25 protein-coding genes are annotated in these 21,815 nt (G+C 62.1%); 11 read left to right on the top strand and 14 right to left on the bottom strand.

Annotated features, from left to right (window positions below; all coding sequences use genetic code 11):
- Positions 1–119: 119 nt before the first annotated feature.
- Both HX815_RS07505 and HX815_RS07500 read left to right on the top strand, forming a co-directional pair.
- Entirely contained in the window at positions 120–791 is a 672-nt protein-coding gene (locus HX815_RS07505; RefSeq protein ID WP_003213791.1) for a TetR/AcrR family transcriptional regulator, read from the top strand.
- Positions 792–830: 39 nt separating this feature from the next.
- A complete protein-coding gene (locus HX815_RS07500) occupies positions 831–1,685 on the top strand; it encodes a sulfurtransferase (protein WP_008438971.1) in 855 nt (284 codons plus the stop codon).
- A 47-nt stretch (positions 1,686–1,732) separates the two neighbouring features.
- Here the strand turns inward: HX815_RS07500 and HX815_RS07495 are convergent, their stop codons facing one another.
- The 4 genes from HX815_RS07495 to HX815_RS07480 form a co-directional block, all read right to left on the bottom strand.
- Positions 1,733–2,728: a hydrolase gene (locus HX815_RS07495; protein WP_177028020.1), complete on the bottom strand. Its 996-nt coding sequence runs from the start codon at positions 2,726–2,728 to the stop codon at positions 1,733–1,735.
- Between the two features lie 130 nt (positions 2,729–2,858).
- On the bottom strand, positions 2,859–3,464 hold the full coding sequence (gene rsmD / locus HX815_RS07490; protein WP_003213788.1) for a 16S rRNA (guanine(966)-N(2))-methyltransferase RsmD: 606 nt from the start codon (positions 3,462–3,464) through the stop codon (positions 2,859–2,861).
- Complete coding sequence (locus HX815_RS07485; protein WP_177028019.1) at positions 3,464–4,954, bottom strand: pitrilysin family protein; 1,491 nt, start codon at positions 4,952–4,954, stop codon at positions 3,464–3,466. The genes rsmD and HX815_RS07485 overlap by 1 nt, the downstream gene beginning before the upstream one ends.
- Positions 4,947–6,302, bottom strand: a complete 1,356-nt coding sequence (locus HX815_RS07480) for a pitrilysin family protein (protein WP_003213786.1) — start codon at positions 6,300–6,302, stop codon at positions 4,947–4,949. Before HX815_RS07480 ends, HX815_RS07485 begins: the two co-directional genes overlap by 8 nt.
- A gap of 232 nt (positions 6,303–6,534) precedes the next feature.
- On the opposite strand from HX815_RS07480, the gene ftsY reads away from it, so the two are divergent.
- The 4 genes from ftsY to rpoH all read left to right on the top strand — a co-directional run bounded on the left by ftsY (position 6,535) and on the right by rpoH (position 10,621).
- The gene (gene ftsY, locus HX815_RS07475; protein ID WP_177028018.1) at positions 6,535–7,950 is read left to right on the top strand and encodes a signal recognition particle-docking protein FtsY; all 1,416 of its coding nucleotides are present in this window, start codon (positions 6,535–6,537) and stop codon (positions 7,948–7,950) included.
- On the top strand, positions 7,947–8,618 hold the full coding sequence (gene ftsE, locus HX815_RS07470; RefSeq protein ID WP_003213784.1) for a cell division ATP-binding protein FtsE: 672 nt from the start codon (positions 7,947–7,949) through the stop codon (positions 8,616–8,618). The genes ftsY and ftsE overlap by 4 nt, the downstream gene beginning before the upstream one ends.
- Positions 8,615–9,637, top strand: a complete 1,023-nt coding sequence (ftsX, locus tag HX815_RS07465; RefSeq protein WP_003213783.1) for a permease-like cell division protein FtsX — start codon at positions 8,615–8,617, stop codon at positions 9,635–9,637. The genes ftsE and ftsX overlap by 4 nt, the downstream gene beginning before the upstream one ends.
- A 129-nt stretch (positions 9,638–9,766) precedes the next feature.
- Positions 9,767–10,621 (top strand): RNA polymerase sigma factor RpoH, encoded by an 855-nt coding sequence (gene rpoH / locus HX815_RS07460; protein WP_003176698.1) that lies wholly within the window; start codon positions 9,767–9,769, stop codon positions 10,619–10,621.
- Positions 10,622–10,756: 135 nt separating this feature from the next.
- Here the strand turns inward: rpoH and mtgA are convergent, their stop codons facing one another.
- Positions 10,757–11,479: a monofunctional biosynthetic peptidoglycan transglycosylase gene (mtgA, locus tag HX815_RS07455; RefSeq protein WP_177028017.1), complete on the bottom strand. Its 723-nt coding sequence runs from the start codon at positions 11,477–11,479 to the stop codon at positions 10,757–10,759.
- Positions 11,480–11,553: 74 nt separating this feature from the next.
- On the opposite strand from mtgA, the gene HX815_RS07450 reads away from it, so the two are divergent.
- The 4 genes from HX815_RS07450 to trmB all read left to right on the top strand — a co-directional run bounded on the left by HX815_RS07450 (position 11,554) and on the right by trmB (position 13,798).
- Positions 11,554–11,931, top strand: a complete 378-nt coding sequence (locus HX815_RS07450) for a DUF423 domain-containing protein (protein WP_177022333.1) — start codon at positions 11,554–11,556, stop codon at positions 11,929–11,931.
- A gap of 71 nt (positions 11,932–12,002) precedes the next feature.
- The gene (gene thiS, locus HX815_RS07445; protein WP_008434168.1) at positions 12,003–12,203 is read left to right on the top strand and encodes a sulfur carrier protein ThiS; all 201 of its coding nucleotides are present in this window, start codon (positions 12,003–12,005) and stop codon (positions 12,201–12,203) included.
- 65 nt (positions 12,204–12,268) lie between these two features.
- Complete coding sequence (locus HX815_RS07440; protein WP_008434166.1) at positions 12,269–13,063, top strand: thiazole synthase; 795 nt, start codon at positions 12,269–12,271, stop codon at positions 13,061–13,063.
- A gap of 9 nt (positions 13,064–13,072) precedes the next feature.
- Positions 13,073–13,798: a tRNA (guanosine(46)-N7)-methyltransferase TrmB gene (gene trmB / locus HX815_RS07435; RefSeq protein WP_003213778.1), complete on the top strand. Its 726-nt coding sequence runs from the start codon at positions 13,073–13,075 to the stop codon at positions 13,796–13,798.
- 143 nt (positions 13,799–13,941) lie between these two features.
- On the opposite strand, the gene HX815_RS07430 is transcribed toward trmB, so the two are convergent.
- From HX815_RS07430 to HX815_RS07390, 9 genes are all read right to left on the bottom strand, one after another.
- Complete coding sequence (locus HX815_RS07430) at positions 13,942–14,265, bottom strand: DUF3392 domain-containing protein (RefSeq protein ID WP_003213776.1); 324 nt, start codon at positions 14,263–14,265, stop codon at positions 13,942–13,944.
- Positions 14,266–14,284: 19 nt separating this feature from the next.
- A complete protein-coding gene (gene hemW, locus HX815_RS07425; protein WP_256351059.1) occupies positions 14,285–15,487 on the bottom strand; it encodes a radical SAM family heme chaperone HemW in 1,203 nt (400 codons plus the stop codon).
- A complete protein-coding gene (gene rdgB / locus HX815_RS07420) occupies positions 15,484–16,080 on the bottom strand; it encodes an RdgB/HAM1 family non-canonical purine NTP pyrophosphatase (RefSeq protein ID WP_008434161.1) in 597 nt (198 codons plus the stop codon). The genes hemW and rdgB overlap by 4 nt, the downstream gene beginning before the upstream one ends.
- Positions 16,077–16,511, bottom strand: coding sequence for a DUF4426 domain-containing protein (locus HX815_RS07415; RefSeq protein ID WP_003213770.1), 435 nt, complete (start codon positions 16,509–16,511; stop codon positions 16,077–16,079). The genes rdgB and HX815_RS07415 overlap by 4 nt, the downstream gene beginning before the upstream one ends.
- A gap of 21 nt (positions 16,512–16,532) precedes the next feature.
- Positions 16,533–17,153 carry a methionine biosynthesis protein MetW gene (metW, locus tag HX815_RS07410; protein WP_003213768.1) on the bottom strand — a complete coding sequence of 207 codons (621 nt, stop codon included), beginning with the start codon at positions 17,151–17,153 and terminating at the stop codon, positions 16,533–16,535.
- Positions 17,154–17,160: 7 nt separating this feature from the next.
- Positions 17,161–18,300 (bottom strand): homoserine O-acetyltransferase, encoded by a 1,140-nt coding sequence (locus HX815_RS07405; protein WP_008434158.1) that lies wholly within the window; start codon positions 18,298–18,300, stop codon positions 17,161–17,163.
- A gap of 230 nt (positions 18,301–18,530) precedes the next feature.
- Complete coding sequence (locus HX815_RS07400) at positions 18,531–19,118, bottom strand: YggT family protein (RefSeq protein WP_003213764.1); 588 nt, start codon at positions 19,116–19,118, stop codon at positions 18,531–18,533.
- A gap of 24 nt (positions 19,119–19,142) precedes the next feature.
- Complete coding sequence (gene proC, locus HX815_RS07395) at positions 19,143–19,961, bottom strand: pyrroline-5-carboxylate reductase (protein ID WP_177028016.1); 819 nt, start codon at positions 19,959–19,961, stop codon at positions 19,143–19,145.
- A 33-nt stretch (positions 19,962–19,994) separates the two neighbouring features.
- Positions 19,995–20,681, bottom strand: a complete 687-nt coding sequence (locus HX815_RS07390) for a YggS family pyridoxal phosphate-dependent enzyme (RefSeq protein ID WP_134327465.1) — start codon at positions 20,679–20,681, stop codon at positions 19,995–19,997.
- Between the two features lie 57 nt (positions 20,682–20,738).
- Between HX815_RS07390 and HX815_RS07385 the strand changes: the two genes are divergently transcribed.
- A complete protein-coding gene (locus tag HX815_RS07385) occupies positions 20,739–21,773 on the top strand; it encodes a type IV pilus twitching motility protein PilT (protein ID WP_177028015.1) in 1,035 nt (344 codons plus the stop codon).
- Positions 21,774–21,815 lie beyond the last annotated feature (42 nt).

Raw genomic sequence — 21,815 nt, 5'->3', positions numbered from 1 at the left:
GCTTCAGTTTTTAGAGTCATTGCTCTAAATTGTCAAATAACATTGCACAACGTGCCGATTTATCCGGACAAGGATAGTCCGTAAGATGCCGCCATCACGGGTCTAGAAGTTGATTTCCCATGGCACCACGAGTAAAGACCAGCGAGCGCATTGTGCAAACCAGCCTGGAGCTGTTTAACCAGCAGGGCGAGCGCAGTGTCAGCACCAACCATATCGCCGCCCATATGGAAATTTCCCCGGGCAACCTGTACTACCACTTCCCCAACAAGCAGGCGATTATCGCGGTGCTGTTTCGTGAGTACGAAGCGTTGGTGGACAGTTTCCTGCGCCCGCCCCAGGGCCGTGCGGTGACCGTGGAAGACAAGCGCTTCTACCTGCAGGCGGTGCTCGCCGGCATGTGGCGCTACCGCTTCCTGCACCGTGACCTCGAACACCTGCTGGAAAGCGACCCGGAGCTGGCCACCGGCTACCGGCGGTTCTCCCAGCGTTGCCTGATCCAGGGCGCAGCCATCTACCAGGGGTTTGTCGATGCCGGCATCCTGAACATGGACCCGGTGCAAACCGAAGCCCTGACCCTCAACGCCTGGATCATCCTCACCTCATGGGTGCGCTTCCTGTGCACCACCAATGAAAAGTCCACGCACCTGAGCGCTGAGGCCATCAAACGCGGTGTATACCAGGTGCTGGTGCTGGAAGCCGGGTTTATCACCCCCAAGGCCAAGGACGCGGTGGATGCGCTGTTTAAAGAGTTTTACGTGCCGTTGAATCAGGCGCTGGAAGAAGTGAAGTAGGATGTTTCCCGAACGCTAACCTAGCCACAGGAGTCAGTCATGCCGCTTGCCCAACTGATCAGCCCCCAGCAACTGGCCGAGCGCCAGAAGTCCGGCGGGCTGGTGATCCTCGATTGCCGCTTTGCCCTGGAAGACCCGGACTACGGCCTGTGCAGCTACGCCGAAGGGCATATCGAAGGGGCGCAGTATGCCGACCTGGAGCGCCACCTCAGCGGGCCGATAATCAAGGGCGTGACCGGTCGCCATCCGTTGCCGGCGCCGGATGCGTTTATCCGGCAACTGCGGGCATGGGGCGTTAACGCCGACAGCGATATCGTTTTGTATGACGACGGCCCGGGTGCCTATGCCGCCCGTGCCTGGTGGCTGCTGGCCTGGCTGGGCAAGCGCGACGGCGTGTTCATCCTCGATGGCGGCCTAAAAGCCTGGCACGCGGCGGGCTTCCCGTTGAGCCTGGATGCGCCGGTGATCGAGCCCGGCACCTTCAGCGGCACGCCGGACAACCACTTGCAACTGGACGCCGAACACCTGCAGAAACGCCTTGGCCAGCCCGGCCTGACCCTGATCGACGCCCGCGCCCAGCCGCGTTTTCGTGGTGAAGTGGAGCCGATCGACCCGGTTGCCGGGCATATCCCCGGCGCGCAATGTGCCGCATTCAATGAAAACCTGGGCAGCGACGGCCGTTTCCTGCCGGCGGACCAGCTCAAGCAACGCTTCGCCGCCAAGCTGCAAGGCCGCTCGCCGGATGACCTGGTGGCCTACTGCGGCTCGGGCGTGACTGCCTGCCACAACCTGTTTGCGCTGTGCCTGGCGGGTTACCCGTTGGGCAAGTTGTACGCGGGGTCGTGGAGCGAGTGGATCACTGATCCAAAGCGGGAAGTTGCAACAGGCGACTGAGGTCTGCCTGACCCGGTCTGAGCCAAAGTGTGGGAGCTCCCACATTTTTATCGGCGTTGTGTCAGTAGCCACTCCGGGATTCGCCGTTCCAGGTAGTAAGTTGGCTGCTTCAGTGAGCCGTCCACAAACCCCACATGCCCGCCCCTGGCCAGCAGTTCGAACTCGGTGCAATCCGACAGTTCGCTGGCCTCGGGCAGGCTGTGGGCGAACACGAACGGGTCGTCCGCGGCCTGGATGATCAGGGTTGGTGTGCGAATGCCCCCGAGGTAGTAGCGGCTGGAGGCGCGGCGGTAGTAGTCCTCGGCACTGAGGAACCCGTGCAGCGGCGCGGTGACGCGGCCGTCAAAGTCCCAGAACGTGCGCATCTTCTCCAGCGAGCCCAGGTCGGCGAGGGTTTTCAGGCCTGCCTCGCGGCCATCCTTGAGAAACCGGCTTTGTTTGACGCGGATATAGGCCAGCATTTCGCGCATGAAATGCTTCTGATAAACCCGAGAAAAGCCCAGGCCAATGCGATCGGCGCACTGATCCAGGCGAAACGGTACCGACACGGCGGCCGCGCCTTGCAGCCCGCAGGCTTCGCCGGTTTCGCCCAAGTACTTGAGCAGCACATTCCCGCCCAGTGAATACCCCACCGCATACAGCGGCGCCAACGGGCGCTTGGCCCGCAGGTGAACGATGGTTTCGGCCAGGTCTTCACTGGCGCCGGAATGGTAGCTGCGGGCAAGCAGGTTGGGTTCGCCGGAGCAGCCACGCCAGTTCAGCGCGACGCTGGCCCAGCCTTGGGTTGCGAGGGCTTTTTGCAGGCCGGCTACATAGGGCGAGTTGGACGAGCCGGTCAGCCCGTGCAGTACCAGCACCAGCGGGGTGGTTGCGTCATGGGGTCCATGCCAGTCGAGGTCGAGAAAATCGCCGTCTGCCAGCCACAGCCGTTCGCGCTGGCGTTCGATGTGCGTGGTTTTGCGCCACAGCGGTCCCCACAGCGTTTGCAGGTGCGGGTTGCCGAGGCCGAAGGCGGGGGAGAAGCGGTCGAGGGGCGGAGTCATGAAATTCTCGGTGCCGAATGGGCTTGCTCCAATCATTGTAGGAGCGAGCTTGCTCGCGAAAAACTCAAGATCACCGCGTTCCCCTGGTTTCCCGCGTCATCGTTAACGATCTTCGCGAGCAAGCTCGCTCCTACACGGTGCGTTGCCACAACGCGTAATACACCCGCCCGGATTTCTGCTCGCGGTGCAGGCGCCAGGTGCCCGGCAGACCGAGTGTGGACGGTGCGGTTTCGCTTTCAGTGTAGATCCAGGCATCCGGTGCCAACCACTGGCGCTCTTCCAGCAACGCGCAAACGGTCGGCAGCAGGTTCTGATTAAACGGCGGATCGAGGAACACCACGTCAAACTCGCGGGCTTCCTGGGTTTCCAGGTAGCGCAGCGCATCAGCCGTCTGCACTTGCCCCGTGGTGCAACGCAGGGTGCCCAGGTGTTCTTTGAGGCTGGCGACCGCCACATTGCTGGCATCCAGCGCCTGGCCCAGCGCCGCGCCACGGGACAGCGACTCCAGGAACAGCGCGCCGCTACCCGCGAACGGGTCCAGCACCTTGGCCCCGGCGATATACGGCGCGAGCCAGTTGAACAGGGTTTCACGCACGCGGTCTGGCGTCGGGCGCAGGCCCACGACATCGGGGAAGCTCAGCTTACGGCTGCCCCACTCTCCGCCGATGATGCGCAGTTGGCCCACACCGTTGTGAACGTTGTGGACAGGTTTTTTGGGACGGGATGGACGGGCCATTAATGCTCCGGAACCCCGAGCGGTTGCTCGGCGGGTTTATCAGTGGGGGGCGGTAGTGGCTTTTGCGCAATCGTCGGGCCGGCGGTCACGATGACCATCTTGTCGGCACTCAAATGTTTGTTCAAAGCAGCTTTGACCTGGTCAACGGTCAGCGCCTGGGATTGTTTCATGAAATCTTCCAGGTAGCTCAGCGGCAGGTTGTAGAAACCCATGGCGCCCAGCTGCCCGACGATATCGGCGTTGCTCGCGGTGGACAGCGGGAAGCTGCCGGCCAGTTCGCGCTTGGCGTCATCGAGTTCTTTCTGTGTCGGGCCGGTCTTGAGGTAGTCGGCGAGTACGTCCTGCACCAATCGCAGCGTGCCGGCGCTCATTTCGGCGCGGGTTTGCAGGTTGATCATGAACGGACCGCGTACCTGCATCGGCGAGAAGCCGGAGTATACGCCGTAGGTCAGGCCGCGTTTCTCGCGCACTTCGCTCATCAAACGGGTGCCGAAGCCACCGCCGCCGAGAATCTGGTTACCCAGTGACAGCGCGGCGTAATCCGGGTCGGCACGGTCGATACCCAGTTGCGCCAGCAGCAGGGTTGTCTGCTTGGACGGGAACTCGATGTGCGTGGTGCCAGCCTTGGGCTCGACCGGTTGGGCGATTTTCGCCAGCGCCGGGCCTTTTGGCAGGGACGCGGAAACCTTGGCGGTCATGGCTTCGGCTTCGGCGCGGGTCAGATCGCCGACTACAGAAATCACTGCGTTGCCGGCGGCGTAGGCCTTGGCGTGGAAGTCCTTCAATTGCGCAAGAGTCACCTTCGGCACGCTCTCGGCGTTGCCTTCGCTCGGATGGGCGTAAGGGTGGTCGCCATAGAGCTGCTTGAACAGCTCGATGCTCGCCAGTTTGCCGGGGTTCTGTTTCTGGTATTCAAAGCCGGCCAGCAGCTGGTTCTTGATCCGCGCCAGAGAGTCTGCCGGGAAGGTCGGCTTGCCGATCACGTCGTCAAACAGTGACAGGGCGGCGTCACGCTTGTCGCTGGCGCTCAGGCTGCGCAGGGAAACCAGCGCCATGTCGCGGTAGGCGCCATTGCTGAAATCAGCCCCCAGGCCGTCGAAACCGGCGGCAATCTGGCTGACGTCCTTGCCCGGCACGCCTTCGTTGAGCATTGCGTTGGTCAACAGCGCCAGGCCTGGTGTTGCGCCGTCCTGGCTGCTGCCGGCGGCGAACAGGATGCGCATGTCGAACATCGGCAGTTCATGGGCTTCGACGAACAGCACCTTGGCGCCTTCGGCGGTGGTCCAGGTTTGCACGTCGAGCTTGCGGTTGGTCGGCGCCTTGTCGTCCAGCTCGGCCAGGGATTGCAGCTTGTTGGCGGACTTGGCCTGCTCCAGCGCCTGGCTGGCGACGGATTCGCTGGGGCGCAGCAAGTACAGCGCGCAGGCCGCAGCCAAAGTCACCACGATCAGGCCGGGCAGCACCAGGCGGTTGTTTTTACGTTCACTCATGAGCGGTCTCCTCAGGCAAGACATGGGCGACGCTGAGACGTTCGCGGGTGAAATAGGTGCGTGCAGCTTTCTGGATATCTTCGGCGGTGACGCTTTGCAGCTCGGCCAGCTCGGTGTCCATGAGTTTCCAGGACAGGCCCACCGTCTCCAGGGAGCCGATGGCAGTGGCCTGGCTGGTAATCGAGTCGCGCTGGTAAACCACGCCGGCGATGACCTGGGCGCGGATACGCTCCAGTTCTTCAGCGCTCGGTGGCTTGGCCTTCAGCTCATCCAGCAGGCGCCAAAGGCCGGCTTCAGCCTGGGCCACGGTCTTTTTCTTTTGCAGGTTCGGTGTGGCAGTCAGGGTGAACAGGCTGTCACCGCGGGTGTAGGCGTCGTAGCTCGACGAGCCGCCGGACACCAGCTCTTCGCCGCGCTCCAGTTGTGTCGAGATGCGCGCGCTGTAGCCGCCGTCCAGCAGGGCCGAGATCAGGCGCAGGGCGTTGACCGAGCGTTTGTCTTCAGCGGTGGCCAGGCTCGGCACGTTGAAACCAAGGATCACGCTCGGCAGTTTGGTCTGTACATGCATAGTCAGCAGGCGTTCACCGGGCTCGGCCAGCTCCAGCGGGATTTTCGCCGGGGGGACGTCGCGCTTGGGGATCGGGCCGAAATAGCGCTGGGCCAGGGTTTTGACTTCATCCGGGGTTACGTCGCCCACCACTACCAGGGTGGCGTTGTTCGGCACGTACCAGGATTGGTACCAGTGGCGCAGTTCTTCAACCTTCATGCGGTCCAGGTCGGCCATCCAGCCGATGGTCGGCGTGTGGTAGCCGCTGGCCGGGTAGGCCATGGCCTTGAAGCGCTCATAGGCCTTGGACATCGGGTTGTCGTCGGTGCGCATCCGGCGCTCTTCCTTGATCACCTCGATCTCGCGGCTGAACTCGTCGGCCGGCAAGCGCAGGCTGGCCATGCGGTCGGCTTCCAGCTCGAAGGCGACGCCCAGGCGGTCACGGGCCAGCACTTGGTAGTAGGCGGTGTAGTCGTCGCTGGTGAAGGCGTTTTCTTCGGCGCCCAGGTCACGCAGGATCAACGAAGCCTCGCCGGGGCCGACCTTGGCGCTGCCCTTGAACATCATGTGTTCCAGGGCGTGGGACAAACCGGTCTGGCCCGGGGTTTCGTAGCTGGAGCCAACCTTGTACCAGACCTGGGAAACCACCACCGGGGCGCGATGGTCTTCGCGCACGACGACCTTGAGGCCGTTGTCCAGGGTGAATTCGTGGGTGGGTTGTGGGTCGGCAGCCAAAGCTGAAAGGGGCAGACAAACTGTGCTGAGCAGCAGGCCTGCGGCGCGGCGGGCTAGAGCATTCATTCGTTTTTAAACCTGTTGGGCTGCCCGCTTGGTCTTAGCGTCGGCGGGCGAGGAGGTGCTAGGATACTGGTCCGACCTAGGGACGGCCACTATGGCTGTCTTGTTAAGGCTCTATTTAGGCCTTACAAAATGTTGCGCATGAACGAGCTGGCTAAAAAACAGTCTGTTACGCATCGAATTTTATTTACCGGCACGCCCCCTGGCGCGTCGCTACCTTGAGATAGCCGTCTCCATGTTTGGTTCCAACGACGACAAGAAGACCCCAGCTGCGGCTGGCGAGAAAAAAGGCCTGTTCGGATGGCTGCGCAAAAAGCCGCAGGAAACCGTCGTCGAACAGCCGCAGGTTCAAGCTGAACCGATCCCCGAATCCATAGTAGAAGCCGAACCGGTTGCCGAAACACCGGCCCCGGTGGTGTTGCCGATGGCCGAGCCGGTGTTGCAGCCGGTGGTTGAGCCAGAACCTGCGCCAGAGCCAGAGCCAGAGCACAAGCCATGGCTGGTGTTGCCGGTGGCAGAAGAGCCTGTAGCACTGGTTGAAGACGAGCAGGCCGCGCATGTGACGCCGCCGATTCCGGCCCTCGTGGAGCCTGCGCCCGTTGTGGTCCAAGCGCCGCCAGTGGTTGAGGTGCCTGCACCGGTGGTCGCCGAACCTGTTCCGGTCGCCGGCGCCGCGCCAGCAGTCATCGAAGAGCCTGCTGTTCCTGCCGAACCCGGCAAGACCGGTTTCTTTGCCCGCCTCAAGCAAGGCCTGAGCAAGACCAGCGCCAGCATCGGCGAAGGCATGGCCAGCCTGTTCCTCGGCAAAAAGACCATCGATGACGAGCTGCTGGAAGACATCGAAACCCGCCTGCTGACCGCCGACGTGGGCGTCGAAGCCACCGCCGTGATCATCCAGAGCCTGACCCAGAAGGTCGCGCGCAAGCAGCTGACCGACGCCGATGCGCTCTACAAGTCGCTGCAGGCCGAGCTGGCCAACATGCTCAAGCCGGTGGAAGCGCCGCTGATCATCGATACGCAGAAAAAGCCGTTTGTGATCCTGGTGGTTGGCGTCAACGGCGCCGGCAAGACCACCACCATCGGCAAGCTGGCGAAGAAGCTGCAACTGGAAGGCAAGAAAGTCATGCTCGCCGCCGGTGACACCTTCCGTGCCGCCGCCGTGGAGCAATTGCAGGTCTGGGGCGAGCGCAACAAGATCCCGGTCATCGCCCAGCACACCGGCGCCGATTCGGCCTCGGTGATCTTCGATGCGGTGCAGGCCGCCAAAGCGCGCAACATTGATGTGCTGATCGCCGATACCGCCGGTCGCCTGCACACCAAAGACAACCTGATGGAAGAGCTGAAGAAAGTTCGCCGCGTCATCGGCAAGCTCGATGCCGACGCGCCCCACGAGGTGTTGCTGGTGCTGGACGCCGGTACCGGCCAGAACGCCATCAGCCAGGCCAAACAATTCCACCAGACGGTCCAACTGACCGGCCTGGCATTGACTAAGCTCGACGGCACGGCCAAGGGCGGTGTGATCTTCGCCCTGGCGAAGCAGTTCGGGTTGCCGATTCGTTACATCGGCGTCGGTGAAGGCATCGACGACCTGCGCACTTTTGAAGCCGAACCCTTTGTACAGGCACTGTTTGCCGAGCGGGAGCGTTCATGATTCGTTTCGAACAGGTCGGTAAACGCTACGCCAACGGGCATGTCGGCTTGCATGAGCTGAGTTTCCGGGTGCGTCGCGGCGAATTCTTGTTTGTGACCGGCCATTCGGGTGCCGGTAAAAGTACCTTGTTGCGCCTGTTGCTGGCCATGGAGCGCCCAACCACCGGCAAACTGCTGCTGGCGGGCCAGGACCTGGCAACCATCAGCAACGCACAGATTCCATTCCTGCGCCGGCAGATCGGCGTGGTGTTCCAGAACCACCAGTTGCTGTTCGATCGCACGGTGTTCAACAACATCGCCTTGCCGTTGCAGATTCTCGGTCTGTCCAAGGCCGAAATCGTCAAGCGCGTGGATTCGGCCCTGGAACGCGTGGCGCTGTCGGACAAGACCGACCTGTACCCAGGCGACCTGTCCACCGGCCAGCAACAGCGCGTCGGCATCGCCCGCGCCATCGTCCATCGCCCGGCCTTGCTGCTGGCGGACGAACCCACCGGTAACCTCGACCCGCGCCTGGCAGCAGAAATCATGGGCGTGTTCGAAGACATCAACCGCCTGGGCACCAGCGTGCTGATCGCCAGTCACGACCTGGCGCTGATCGCCCGCATGCGCCACCGCATGCTGACCCTGCAACGCGGCCGCCTGATCGGTGACGGGGAGGCTGGGGTATGAGTGCAACACGCAGCCCGAAGGTTTCCGAGCGCGTCGCGCCAAAGGCGGCCGACCCGCAGCCACAGAAGAAAAAACGCGACGAAGACGATGGCCCGGATTTCGGCACCCTGGTGCATGCCTGGATCGAAAGCCACCGTGCCAGCCTGGTAGACAGCCTGCGCCGCCTCGGCAAGCAGCCGATCGGCAGCTTTTTTACCTGCCTGGTCATGGCCGTGGCCTTGAGCCTGCCCATGGGCTTGTCATTGCTGCTGAACAATGTCGAGCGCCTTGGCGGTTCGTGGCAGCGGGCGGCGCAGATTTCCCTGTACCTGAACCTGGATGCCAGCGCCCAGGACGGTGAGTCCCTGCGCGACCAGATCAAGGGCATTCCGGGTGTGGCCGAGGCTGAGTACATCAGCCGCGATCAAGCCTTGGAAGAGTTCCAGCAACAGTCCGGCCTGGGCGAGGCGCTCAAGGAGTTGCCGCAAAACCCGCTGCCGGGCGTGGTGCTGGTCACCCCGAACGAGGTCGACAAGACCACCCTGGAAGCCCTGCGACAAAAACTCGCAGAGCTGCCGAAGGTCCAACAGGCACAACTTGATCTAGTCTGGGTAGAGCGGTTGGCCGCGATTCTCAAGCTGGGCGACCGGTTTGTGTTCGGCCTGACGGTGTTGCTGGTGTCAGCATTACTTTTGGTGATAGGCAATACCATTCGTCTTCATATTGAAAACCGCCGCACCGAGATAGAAGTGATTAAACTCGTCGGCGGCACGGACAGCTATGTGCGTCGGCCTTTTCTGTACATGGGCGCGCTTTATGGCTTCGGTGCGGGAATTTTGTCCTGGGGCGTACTGGCTTTTGGCCTGAACTGGCTGAACGATGCGGTGGTGGGGCTTGCCGGTTTGTACGGCAGCGATTTTGCCCTGGCCGGCGTGCCGGCAGCCGATGGTCTGTCATTGTTGCTTGGGGCAGTGCTCTTGGGGTATATCGGTGCTTGGATTGCGGTCGCACGGCATTTACGTGAGCTGGCACCGAAGTAGTTAATGTCAGGGTAATGTGGTTTCGTTTGTATTGACCGTATCAGTGGTTTAGGGAACTTGTCCTACGGTTCCCGGTCAATTTTCGCAGTGCTGAACTGCACGAGTTATGTGAGTCGGAGGTTTTTTCGTATGACCACTTCTTTGCAACCTGCTTATGCTCTGGTCCCGGGTGCGAACCTGGAGGCCTATGTGCACACGGTCAACAGCATTCCATTGCTGACGCCCGAGCAGGAGCGTGAACTGGCCGAGAGTCTCTACTATGAGCAGGATTTGGGGGCGGCTCGGCAGATGGTGCTCGCCCACCTGCGTTTTGTCGTACATATCGCCCGTAGCTATAGCGGCTACGGCCTGGCCCAGGCTGACCTGATTCAGGAAGGCAACGTTGGCCTGATGAAAGCTGTGAAGCGCTTCAACCCGGAAATGGGTGTGCGCCTGGTGTCGTTTGCTGTGCACTGGATCAAGGCGGAAATTCACGAATTCATCCTGCGCAACTGGCGCATCGTGAAAGTCGCGACCACCAAGGCCCAGCGCAAACTGTTCTTCAACCTGCGCAGCCAGAAGAAACGCCTGGCGTGGCTGAACAACGAAGAAGTGCATCGCGTGGCCGAAAGCCTTGGCGTTGAGCCACGTGAAGTGCGCGAGATGGAAAGTCGCCTGACCGGCCATGACATGGCCTTCGACCCGGCCGCCGAAGCGGACGACGACAGCGCCTTCCAATCGCCGGCCAACTACCTGGAAGACCACCGGTACGACCCGGCGCGTCAGCTGGAAGATGCCGACTGGAGCGACAACTCCAATCACAACCTGCACGAAGCGCTGGAAGTGCTGGACGACCGCAGCCGTGACATTCTCTACCAGCGCTGGTTGGCAGAAGAAAAAGCCACGCTGCACGACCTGGCGCAGAAGTACAACGTGTCGGCCGAGCGGATTCGTCAGCTCGAGAAGAGTGCGATGAACAAGCTGAAACTGTCGATCGCCGCCTGACACAGGTAGCTAGGACAGCGCGATCGAAATGTGGGAGCGGGCTTGCTCGCGAAAGCGGTGGACCAGTCACCTAAGGTATTGACTGGCACACCGCTTTCGCGAGCAAGCCCGCTCCCACTTTTGTTTTGTGGGGTGTCAGTCAGCCCAAGGCGCCTTGCGCGAGTTGTTCAGCTCATTCAAATAGCTGTCGCCACCCAACTGACTCATCTGCTGCCGAATCCACGCCGCCCGTCGCGCGACATACGACGTTGGATGGCTGGCACTCCACACCCGCGGGTTAGGCAACACCGCCGCCAGGTAGCTGGCCTGCTGGCGGGTCAGCGCCTTGGCGCTCACGCCAAAGTGATGCCGCGCCGCCGCTTCGGCGCCGAACACGCCTTCATCCCACTCCACGCTGTTGAGGTACACCTCAAGAATTCGCTGCTTGGGCCAGAGAGTCTCAATCAGCCCGGTAAACCAGGCTTCCAGGCCTTTGCGGAAATAGCTGCGGCCGGTCCACAAAAACAGATTCTTCGACACCTGCTGGCTCAAGGTGCTGGCGCCGCGAATCGAACCGCCGCGCTCGTTATGCAGCAACGCCGCCTGGATCGCGTCGAAATCAAAACCCCAATGTTGCGGGAAGCGCTGGTCTTCGCCCGCCATCACCGCCACTTTCAGTTCGTCGGAGATCTGATCCCACGGCACCCACGTGCGCTGTACGTCAATCGGCTCGCCGTCGACCCAGGACTCGACCTTGCGCTCAACCATCAGCGCAGTGCCCGGTGGCGGCACGAAACGGAACAGCAGCACCAGCAGCACGCTGCCGATGGCAAACCACTTGAGGGCTTTGAGAAAACGCTTGAAGAGGAGACGCAGCATAGAGATGGCTTGGCCGAACCCGTTGAGCGGGCCATTATACAGACCCTGCCCCCTGAGTCTGACTGGAGTTCCTCATGTTGCGTGGCTTTCTGATGCTGGCTGCCTTTTTCGGTTTCACCGGCGTCGCCCTGGGTGCGTTTGCCGCCCACGGCCTGAAAAACCGCCTGAGCGCCGAGTACCTGGCGATTTTCCACACCGGCGTGACCTACCAGTTGGTGCACACCTTGGCGCTGTTCGGCGTGGCACTGTTGGCGGCGCACATCCCGGGCAGGCTGGTGACGTGGGCGGGTGTGTCTTTTGCCGTGGGCATCCTGCTGTTCTCCGGCAGCCTGTATGTGCTGACCATGACCGGCGTCAGCAAGCTCGGCATCATCACCCCGTTTGGTGGCCTGGCGTTCCTGCTGGGCTGGTTCTTCCTCGGTTTGGCGGCGTGGCGTCTACAGGCTGCCTGACCAAGGGGCTTGGGCCAGCAACGTCAATCACGCTAGAATGCTGGCCCCTAAAAACGATGGCGGCCCGTGGCATGCGCATTCAGTTGAACGGCGAACCCTTTGAACTGCCCGACGGTGAAACCGTTGCGGCCCTGCTGACCCGTCTGGACTTGACCGGACGCCGCGTCGCAGTGGAGCTCAACCAGGATATCGTCCCGCGTAGCCAGCACGTCGAGACCGCGCTCACCGAGGGTGACCAGGTCGAAGTGGTCCACGCCATCGGCGGCGGCTAGCCGTCCGGCGCTCCAGGGCGCCAACCCGCATTCTGCAGAACCTCACCCCAACTCGAGGATTTCCCATGAGCATCGTTCGTAGCGACAAGCCTTTCGTCCTGGCCGGTCGTACCTTCCAGTCGCGTCTGCTGGTCGGCACCGGCAAGTACCGCGACATGGAAGAAACCCGCCTGGCCATCGAAGCCTCGGGCGCCGAGATCGTTACCTTCGCCGTGCGCCGCACCAACCTCGGCCAGATCGAGGGCGAGCCGAACCTGCTCGAAGTGCTGTCGCCGGATCGCTACACCTTCCTGCCGAACACCGCCGGTTGCTACGACGCCATCGAAGCCGTGCGCACCTGCCGCCTGGCCCGTGAGCTGCTCGACGGCCACAACCTGGTGAAGCTGGAAGTGCTGGCCGACCAGAAAACCCTGTTCCCCAACGTGATCGAAACCCTCAAGGCCGCCGAAACCCTGGTCAAGGAAGGCTTCGACGTGATGGTCTACACCAGTGATGACCCGATCATTGCCCGTCAATTGGCGGAAATCGGCTGCATCGCGGTGATGCCGCTGGCCGGCCTGATCGGTTCCGGCCTGGGCATCTGCAATCCGTACAACCTGCAGATCATCCTCGAAGAAGCCAGGATCCCGGTGCTGGTGGATGCGGGCGTGGGCACTGCCTCCGACGCCACCATCGCCATGGAACTGGGTTGCGATGCGGTGCTGATGAACTCGGCCATCGCCCATGCGCAGCAGCCGGTCCTGATGGCTGAAGCCATGAACCACGCAATTGTCGCCGGCCGCCTGGCGTACCTCGCCGGGCGCATGCCGAAAAAACTTTACGCCAGCGCCTCCTCGCCGCTGGATGGTCTGATCAAGTAAGAGCCATTGATGACTGAATCAAACGAAACGCCGAACACCCTGGAAGAAGGCGACGAGTCCAAGCACCGCCGCATCAAGAGTTTTGTGATGCGCGCCGGTCGCATGACCGAGGGCCAGCAAAAGGGCCTGGAGCAGGGCACGCCGCTGTTCGTCCTGCCGCTGGCAGACGCGCCGGTGGATTACGACCAGGTGTTTGGCCGCTCGGCACCACGCTCCCTGGAGATTGGCTTCGGCATGGGCCATTCCCTGCTGGAAATGGCCGCGGCTTCGCCGGAGCAGGATTTTATCGGGGTTGAAGTACACCGTCCGGGTGTTGGTGCGCTGCTGAACGGCGTGCTGACTCAGGGCCTGACCAACCTGCGGGTCTACGACTGCGACGCGATCGAAGTGCTCAACCGCTGCATCGCCGACAACAGCCTCGACCGGCTGATGCTGTTCTTCCCGGACCCCTGGCACAAGAGCCGCCACCACAAGCGCCGCATCGTCCAGGCTTCCTTCGCGGAACTGGTGCGCAGCAAGCTGAAAGTGGGCGGCATCCTGCACATGGCCACCGACTGGGAACCGTATGCCGAGTACATGCTGGAAGTAATGAACGTCGCCCCTGGCTACCGCAACCTGGCGGAAGATGGCAAATGCGTCCCGCGCCCGGCCGAGCGGCCGATCACCAAGTTCGAACGTCGCGGCGAGCGACTCGGGCATGGGGTTTGGGATTTGAAGTTCGAGAAAGTGGACTGATAAGTCCCAGGCTTGAAATGCAGTAAAAAATGTGGGAGCGGGCTTGCTCGCGAATGCGGTAGATCAGTCGACATTTACGCTGACTGACACACCGCATTCGCGAGCAAGCCCGCTCCCACATTTGTTTTGTGCCGCGCTTAAGGTCAGCGGCGATCCGCCACCACCCCAATCAACACCAGCACCACCAACAACACCGGCGCCAGGCTGTAGTTGTTGAACTGGCTCAGCCCGCGAACAATCCACGGCGTGGCATAGATCAGCGCAGCACCGCTGCCGATCATGCACACCAGCGCCATCAGCGGCACGCGCAGCGCACCCGCGATGCTGCCCAGCCGTGCTTCGACCCAGCCCTTGATGTCGGCGCCAAACAGCACCAGCAGGCAACCTACCAACGCCAGGGAGATTTCCGACAGGTTGCTACGGCTCCAGCGGGATACGGTGGCGAGCAGGTCGAGTACCAGATCCATTCGATTTCCTTAAGAGCAATCAGCTCAAAAACTTCTGCAGCAGGTCATTGAGAAAGAGTTGCCCGCGGTCGGTGGCCGCCAGGCGTGACGGTTCGACCTGCATCAGGCCACTTTGTTCTGCCTCGCGGCGAGCTTCATCGAGGCTGGCCAGGTCGAGGCCGGTACGCTCGGCATAAAGCCTGGCTTCGACGCCGTCGGTGAGGCGCAGGGCGTTCATCAGGAACTCGAACGGTAACTCTTCGTTGGTCAGTTCTTTCGCGCCGGCCTGGTAGTTTTTCGCCGGGTTGAGGTAGTCCTTCGGCGCCCGGGTTTTCCAGGTGCGCACGATGCGCCCGTCCGGATGGCTGAGCTTGCCGTGGGCGCCGGCACCGATGCCGATAAAGTCGCCAAAGCTCCAGTAATTCAGGTTATGCCGCGCCGGCCGGCCCGGTTGGGCGTAGGCCGAGACTTCGTACTGGGCGTAACCGTGTTCGGCGAGCAGCGCCTGGCCGGCTTCCTGGATGTCCCACAGGGTGTCGTCTTCCGGCAGCACGGGCGGCTGGTTCCAGAACACGGTGTTGGGTTCCAGGGTCAGTTGATACCAGGACAGATGCGTGGGCTTTAGGGCAATGGCCTGGCGCAGGTCGCCCAGGGCGTCCTCCAGGGACTGATCGGGCAAACCGTGCATCAAGTCCAGGTTGAAGTTGTCGAACCCGGCCTGGCGCGCCATGCCGGCGGCACGCACGGCTTCGTCACCGTTGTGGATGCGGCCCAGGGCTTCGAGTTTTTCCTGCTGGAAACTCTGGATGCCAATCGACAGCCGATTGATCCCCAGCTTGCGGTACGCCACGAACTTCTCTTGCTCGAAGGTACCGGGGTTGGCTTCCAGGGTGATCTCGATATCGCCGGCAAACGGGATGCGTGCTTCCACGCCCTTGAGCAACCGGCCCAGGGCAACGGCGCTGAACAGGCTTGGGGTGCCGCCGCCGAAAAAGATCGAACTCAGCTCACGGCCATACACCGCGTGCAGGTCCTGATCGAGGTCGGCCAGCAACGCGTCGACGTACTCTTCCTCTGGCAGCACCTTGCTGGCGGTGTGGGAGTTGAAGTCGCAATAGGGGCATTTGCGCACGCACCACGGGATGTGGATATACAGCGCCAGGGGCGGCAGGTGAGGCAGGGCCGCCCGAGGTGTTTGCGCGCCACCGAGAATCAGTGGCTGCGCGGAGGTGTTCTGAGTCATTTCAGGCCCAGACGCTGGCGCAGCAAATCCATTGCGCGGGCGCGGTGGCTGATCTGGTTCTTGTCGGCCGGGCTCAATTCGGCGCTGGAGACATTGCGCTCCGGCACCCAGAACAACGGGTCATAACCGAAACCGTGCTCGCCGCTGGCCGCATGCAGGATGCGCCCGTGCCACAAGCCTTCGCAGAGGATCGGCAATGGATCATCGGCGTGACGCACCAGGGCCAGCACGCAGACGAACTGCGCGCCGCGCATCGCGTCGGGCACGTCCTTGAGGGCGTCCAGCAGCTTGGCGTTGTTGGCCGCATCGCCTTTACCGTCGGCGTAACGTGCCGAGTAGATGCCAGGCGCGCCGCCCAGGAAGTCCACGGCCAGGCCCGAATCGTCAGCCAGTGCCGGCAGGCCGGAAATACGCGCGGCGTTGCGGGCCTTGAGGATGGCGTTCTCGACAAACGACAGGCCGGTCTCTTCCGGCTCTACCTGGCTGAACTCGCCAATCGAGCGCAGTTGCACCGAGTCGCCGAGCATGGCCTGGAGTTCTTTGAGCTTGCCGGCGTTATGGCTGGCCAGTACGAGTTGAGTAAGGTTCATCATTGCGCCGGAAACAGTTCCTGGTTGAAACTGAAACCGTGGGCTTTGCCACCGGTTTCAACGTTGATGGTGAAAATCTTGGTTTCCTGCTGCGGCACCGGGTACTGGGCGACGTAAAGCGTAGAACCTTTCTGGGTGATTTTCTTGAACGTCAGCATCTCGCTCTTGCCGCCCAGATCCTTGATTGTGCCGGTAACGGTGGCGTCTATCGATTCGACGCCCTTGTTTACGAACACATTGATCATGCCCAGCTCTTTGCTGCGTACGATCCCGGCTTCCTGAGCCATTTCCGGCGTCAGGAAGCTGGTGGTCAGGGTGTTGTAGTGCACCGTGATATCGCCGAATTCTTTCTGACGATTACCATCGATAACATCCGCCGCCATAGCGCTGACGCTCAGGCACGCGGTGAGTAGAAAAACAGCCAGGCGACTCATGATCGTCCTCCTTGAAAATGGTTAGACGGCAATCTGGTGGTCCGTCAGGCCCGGGCTGCTGACCCGGTAGATCCCGATCTCACCCAGCAGGTTGGGCCATAGCTTACTCGCCCAGCCGTGACGATGCTGTTGATCGACGGCAAGGCGGTTGATGACTTTGGCTTCGCGCTCGCCGCACAGCGCTTCGAAGTCTTCAAAGGTGCAGAAGTGGATGTTGGGCGTGTTGTACCAGGTGTACGGCAGGAAGTCCGACACCGGCATGCGGCCCTTGGTGGCCAGGTACCAGCGGCAGCGCCAGTGGCCGAAATTGGGGAAAGTAATGATGCACTGGCGGCCGACGCGCAACATTTCGTCGAGGATCCGGTCCGGGTAGTGCACGGCTTGCAGGGCCTGGGTCATGACCACGATGTCGAAGCTGTTGCTGGCAAAGTTGCCGAGGCCCTTGTCCAGGTCCTGCTCGATCACGTTGATGCCCTTGGCCACGCACTGGGCGATGTTGTCCGGGTCGTTTTCCAGGCCATAGCCGGTGACTTGCTTGTTGTCGCGCAGCCAGCTCAGCAGTTCGCCATCGCCGCAACCCAAGTCGAGCACGCGGCTGCCGGCGGGGATCCAGTCTTGGATGATTTCCAGGTCGGCTCTCATGGCGTTCTCACAGTGCTATTCGGTTCATGTAGTTGCTGAAGGCCTGCAGGTAGCGCGGGATCGGGATCAGGAAGGCGTCGTGGCCTTGCGGTGCGTCGATCTCCAAGTAGCAGACGTCTTTCTTGGCGGCCATCAGCGCATCCACCAATTCCCGCGAGCGGGCCGGGGAAAAGCGCCAGTCGGTGGTGAACGACATCACGCAGAACTTGGCGGTGGCCGCCTCGAAGGTGCGCGCCAGGTCATCGTCGAAATTCGCCGCCGGGTCGAAGTAGTCCAGGGCCTTGGTCATCAGCAGGTAGGTGTTGGCGTCGAAACGTCCGGAAAACTCCTCGCCCTGATAACGCAGGTAGCTCTCGACCTGGAATTCGACGCTGTGGAAGTCGTAATTGAGCTTTTCGCTTTTGAGGCCACGGCCGAATTTCTCGCCCATGGAGTCATCCGACAGGTAAGTGATGTGCCCGACCATGCGCGCGAGCATCAGCCCGCGCTTGGGGATCACGCCCGCCTCCTGGAACGAACCGCCGTGGAACTCAGGGTCGGTCAGGATCGCCTGGCGCGCCACTTCGTTGAAGGCGATGTTCTGCGCCGACAGCTTGGGGGCCGAGGCGATGGCCAGGCAATGGCGCACGCGGTCCGGGTAGGTGATGGTCCATTGCAGGGCCTGCATGCCGCCCAGGCTGCCGCCGATCACGGCGGCCCATTGGGCGATGCCCAGAACGTCGGCCAGGCGCGCCTGGCTGTGCACCCAGTCTTCCACGGTCAGTACCGGGAAATCGGCGCCAAACGGCTTGCCGGTTTCCGGGTTGAGGCTGCTGGGGCCGGTGGAGCCGTTGCAGCCGCCGAGGTTGTTCAGGCTGACCACGAAGAACTTGTTGGTGTCGATGGGCTTGCCGGGGCCGATGCAGCTGTCCCACCAGCCGGGCTTGCGCTCGTCCATGCTGTGGAAACCCGCAGCGTGGTGGTGGCCGGACAGGGCGTGGCAGATCAGCACGGCGTTGCTGGCCGTGGCGTTCAGTTGGCCGTAGGTTTCATAGATCAGGTCGTAGGCGGGCAGCGAACGGCCGCAGGCCAGGGCCAGCGGTTCGCTGAAGTGCGCCACTTGGGGCACGACCAGTCCAACAGAATCGGGGGGGAAGGCAGTTGGCATCGACCCTGCTCTCGTTTAAATGAGGCGTAAGTCTAAAGACCGCTGCACCCAGCGGCAAGCAAAGGCCTGCGGCTGGTGTTTTTAAGGCTTTTTGTGGCGAGGGAGCTTGCTCCCGCTGGAGCGCGAAGCGGTCCCGGTCCGGTTGCCGCGATTTTGCAGATGCAACGCGGTCGGCCGTTTTGGGGCTGCTGCGCAGCCCAGCGGGAGCAAGCTCCCTCGCCACACTGTTGTCAGATCAGACCGAACAGTTCTTTGGGCATGAATGCGTAGAACGCCAAACGTGGAATCACCCAGCTTTGCAGCAGCTGAATCGCGATAAACGCGAAGATCGGCGAGATATCCAGGCCACCCAGGTTAGGTACCAGGCGACGGAACGGTGCCAGCACCGGCTCAGTGATCTGTGCCACCAGTTCGGCACCCGGGCTGCGGCTGCCTGGAGCGACCCAGGACAGGATCACGCTGATGATCATCGACCAGAAAATGATCTTCAGGAACAGCGAGAAGATCCCGATCAAGGCCCACGGCAGCAACAGCAGCGTGGTGGCCTGATAGCCATTGAGCAGCAGGATGACCGCGAACAGCAGGATCTGCAGCAGCAGCGCCAATACCAGCGACGACATGTCCAGGCCGAACAGGCTCGGGATCACCCGGCGCAGAGGCTTGAGCAGCGGCTGCGTGGCCTTTACCACGAACTGGCACAGCGGGTTGTAGAAGTTCGCCCGCACCAGTTGCAGGATAAAACGCATCAGCACGATCAGCAGGTACAGGCTGCCCAGGGTCTGGATGATGAAAATGGCAGCGTCATTGATTCCGAGCATGTTTGATTCCTATGTGGGGGACGACTATTTGCCCAGCTGCTCGGCCATTTCAGCCGAACGATGTGCTGCGGCACCCAGTGCTTTTTCCACCAGGGCTTCAAAGCCCCCGGCCTGGAACGATTCGATTGCCGCCTGGGTCGTGCCGCCGGGCGAGGTCACGCGACGGCGCAACTCGGCCGCGTCGACATCGCTGGTCACGGCCATCTGCGCGGCGCCCAGTGCGGTCTGCTCGGCCAGTTGCTCGGCGACTTCCTGCGGCAGGCCGAGTTTCACGCCAGCGGCGGTCATGGCCTCGATCAGCAGGAAGAAATACGCCGGGCCACTGCCGGAGACGGCGGTGACGGCGTCCAGTTGCTGCTCTTGTTCCAGCCACACGGCGAGACCTACGGCGGACAGCAGCGCTTGTGCCTGGTCGCGCTGTTGGGCAGTGACTTCGGATGTGGCGTACAAGCCGCTCACGCCCTTGCGCAGCAGCGCCGGGGTGTTGGGCATGCAACGCACAATCGGCTGGGCGCCGAGCCAGTGGGTCATGCTGGCGCAAGTGATGCCGGCGGCGATGGACACCACCAGTTGATGGGGCTTGAGGCTTGGGCGCAGGCTTTCGCACACGGCTTTCATGGCTTGTGGCTTGACCGCCAGCACTACCACGTCCACGCCTTCAATCGCTTCTGCGTTGTCGGCGAAGGTGTCGATGCCGTGCTCGGCGCTGACGCGGGAGCGGGTGTCGGCGCCCGGGTCGCTGGCGCGAATCTGTTGTGCTTCCAGGCCCTTGGCCCGCAGGCCGCCGATCAGGCTGGCCGCCATGTTGCCGGCGCCGATAAAGGCAATACGCGTGTTGCTCATGACAGGTCCTTACTCAGATGGAAGTCAGCCATTTCACGGCTGGCCATAGTCGCGGGCACCAAACAGGGCGGTACCGATCCGCACCCAGGTGGCCCCTTGGGCGATGGCCGACTCAAGGTCATGGCTCATGCCCATGGAAAGTGTGTCGAGCCCCAGGTCGAGGCTCGCTTGCAGGTCGCGCACGGTGGCGAAGGCTGCGTCTTGCTCTGCACGGTCGTCGGTCGGCTCGGGGATCGCCATCAGGCCGCGCAGCTTCAGGCGCGGCAGGGCGCTGATGGCTTCGGCCAGGGCGGGCAGGTCGGCGGGTGTACAGCCGGACTTGCTGGCTTCGCCACTGACGTTGACCTGAATACAGATATTCAGCGGCGGCAGGTCAGACGGGCGTTGTTCGGACAGGCGTTGTGCGATTTTCAGGCGGTCCACGGAATGCACCCAGGCGAAATTCTCGGCGATCGCACGAGTCTTGTTCGATTGAATGGGGCCGATGAAGTGCCAACTCAAGGGCAGGTCGGTTAATTCGGCCTGTTTGCCCAGGGCTTCCTGCAGATAGTTCTCGCCAAAGTCACGCATCCCGGCGGCATAGGCTTCGCGCACGGCCTGTGCGGGTTTGGTCTTGCTCACGGCCAGCAGGTGCACGCTGCCTGCGTCGCGCTGCGCGGCCTCGGCGGCTGCCCGGATCCGCTCGGAAACCAGGCCGATGTTGTCTGCTATGGTCGACATTCAAGTTGCGCCCGTGGATATGGAGTCCGCGGCATTCTACTGGAAATGGAAAGCCCTATGGATATCACTGAACTGCTGGCCGCCGGCGTACGCCTGCGGGCCTCCGACCTGCATCTGTCGGCGGGGTTGGCGCCGATGCTGCGAGTGGATGGCGAGGTCTGGCCACTCGATTGGCCTGTACTTGCGCCGGTGCAAGTGGCGGCGTTGCTCAGCCCTTTGCTGAACAATCACCAGCAAAAGGATTTCGAAACATCTCTTGAAACGGATTTTGCCTTCGAGTTGCCCGAGGTGGCGCGGTTTCGGGTGAATGTGTTCCAGCAGCACCGGGGCATGGGCGCGGTGTTTCGTACCATCCCCTCAACCGTGCAGAGCCTGGAACACCTCGGGTTGGGCGAGGTGTTCCGGCGCATCGCAGACTTGCCACGGGGGCTGGTACTGGTCACCGGGCCGACCGGTTCCGGCAAGTCCACCACCCTGGCAGCGATGATCGATTACCTCAACACCCATCGCCGTCAGCACATCCTCACCCTTGAAGACCCGATCGAGTTTATCCACCACCCGAAAAATGCCCTGATCAACCAGCGACAGGTGCATCGCGATACCCACAGCTTCTCGGCTGCCCTGCGTTCGGCATTGCGGGAGGACCCGGATGTGATCCTGGTTGGCGAATTGCGGGACCTGGAAACCATTCGGCTCGCGCTGACGGCGGCGGAAACCGGGCATCTGGTGTTCGGCACGCTGCACACCACGTCGGCGGCTAAAACCGTGGACCGGGTGGTGGATGTGTTTCCGGCGGGGGAAAAGGCCATGGTCCGCTCGATGCTCTCGGAGTCATTGCAGGCGGTGGTGTCCCAGGTGCTGGTGAAGAAGGTCGGCGGCGGGCGGGTGGCGGCTCACGAAATCATGCTCGGCACACCGGCGATTCGTAATTTGATCCGCGAGGACAAGGTGGCGCAGATGTATTCGGCGATTCAGACCGGCGGGGCGTTGGGGATGACGACGCTGGACATGAGTTTGAAGGCGTTGGTCAGCCAGGGGCTGATCAGCCGGGAACATGCCCGGGAGAAGGCGAGGGTGCCTGGGGATATTTAAGGTCGCGTGGGCGATGAAAAACTAATGTGGGAGCGGGCTTGC

This window comes from Pseudomonas sp. E6002, from assembly GCF_013385565.1.
Taxonomy (GTDB): Bacteria; Pseudomonadota; Gammaproteobacteria; order Pseudomonadales; family Pseudomonadaceae; genus Aquipseudomonas.
This window is presented reverse-complemented; position numbering and strand designations above follow the sequence as displayed.

Coding starts and splice junctions, on each gene's coding strand:
- HX815_RS07505 (WP_003213791.1), top strand. CDS start 120: ATGGCACCACGAGTAAAGACCAGCGAGCGCATTGTGCAAACCAGCCTG.
- HX815_RS07500 (WP_008438971.1), top strand. CDS start 831: ATGCCGCTTGCCCAACTGATCAGCCCCCAGCAACTGGCCGAGCGCCAG.
- HX815_RS07495 (WP_177028020.1), bottom strand. CDS start 2,728: ATGACTCCGCCCCTCGACCGCTTCTCCCCCGCCTTCGGCCTCGGCAAC.
- rsmD (WP_003213788.1), bottom strand. CDS start 3,464: ATGGCCCGTCCATCCCGTCCCAAAAAACCTGTCCACAACGTTCACAAC.
- HX815_RS07485 (WP_177028019.1), bottom strand. CDS start 4,954: ATGAGTGAACGTAAAAACAACCGCCTGGTGCTGCCCGGCCTGATCGTG.
- HX815_RS07480 (WP_003213786.1), bottom strand. CDS start 6,302: ATGAATGCTCTAGCCCGCCGCGCCGCAGGCCTGCTGCTCAGCACAGTT.
- ftsY (WP_177028018.1), top strand. CDS start 6,535: ATGTTTGGTTCCAACGACGACAAGAAGACCCCAGCTGCGGCTGGCGAG.
- ftsE (WP_003213784.1), top strand. CDS start 7,947: ATGATTCGTTTCGAACAGGTCGGTAAACGCTACGCCAACGGGCATGTC.
- ftsX (WP_003213783.1), top strand. CDS start 8,615: ATGAGTGCAACACGCAGCCCGAAGGTTTCCGAGCGCGTCGCGCCAAAG.
- rpoH (WP_003176698.1), top strand. CDS start 9,767: ATGACCACTTCTTTGCAACCTGCTTATGCTCTGGTCCCGGGTGCGAAC.
- mtgA (WP_177028017.1), bottom strand. CDS start 11,479: ATGCTGCGTCTCCTCTTCAAGCGTTTTCTCAAAGCCCTCAAGTGGTTT.
- HX815_RS07450 (WP_177022333.1), top strand. CDS start 11,554: ATGTTGCGTGGCTTTCTGATGCTGGCTGCCTTTTTCGGTTTCACCGGC.
- thiS (WP_008434168.1), top strand. CDS start 12,003: ATGCGCATTCAGTTGAACGGCGAACCCTTTGAACTGCCCGACGGTGAA.
- HX815_RS07440 (WP_008434166.1), top strand. CDS start 12,269: ATGAGCATCGTTCGTAGCGACAAGCCTTTCGTCCTGGCCGGTCGTACC.
- trmB (WP_003213778.1), top strand. CDS start 13,073: ATGACTGAATCAAACGAAACGCCGAACACCCTGGAAGAAGGCGACGAG.
- HX815_RS07430 (WP_003213776.1), bottom strand. CDS start 14,265: ATGGATCTGGTACTCGACCTGCTCGCCACCGTATCCCGCTGGAGCCGT.
- hemW (WP_256351059.1), bottom strand. CDS start 15,487: ATGACTCAGAACACCTCCGCGCAGCCACTGATTCTCGGTGGCGCGCAA.
- rdgB (WP_008434161.1), bottom strand. CDS start 16,080: ATGATGAACCTTACTCAACTCGTACTGGCCAGCCATAACGCCGGCAAG.
- HX815_RS07415 (WP_003213770.1), bottom strand. CDS start 16,511: ATGAGTCGCCTGGCTGTTTTTCTACTCACCGCGTGCCTGAGCGTCAGC.
- metW (WP_003213768.1), bottom strand. CDS start 17,153: ATGAGAGCCGACCTGGAAATCATCCAAGACTGGATCCCCGCCGGCAGC.
- HX815_RS07405 (WP_008434158.1), bottom strand. CDS start 18,300: ATGCCAACTGCCTTCCCCCCCGATTCTGTTGGACTGGTCGTGCCCCAA.
- HX815_RS07400 (WP_003213764.1), bottom strand. CDS start 19,118: ATGCTCGGAATCAATGACGCTGCCATTTTCATCATCCAGACCCTGGGC.
- proC (WP_177028016.1), bottom strand. CDS start 19,961: ATGAGCAACACGCGTATTGCCTTTATCGGCGCCGGCAACATGGCGGCC.
- HX815_RS07390 (WP_134327465.1), bottom strand. CDS start 20,681: ATGTCGACCATAGCAGACAACATCGGCCTGGTTTCCGAGCGGATCCGG.
- HX815_RS07385 (WP_177028015.1), top strand. CDS start 20,739: ATGGATATCACTGAACTGCTGGCCGCCGGCGTACGCCTGCGGGCCTCC.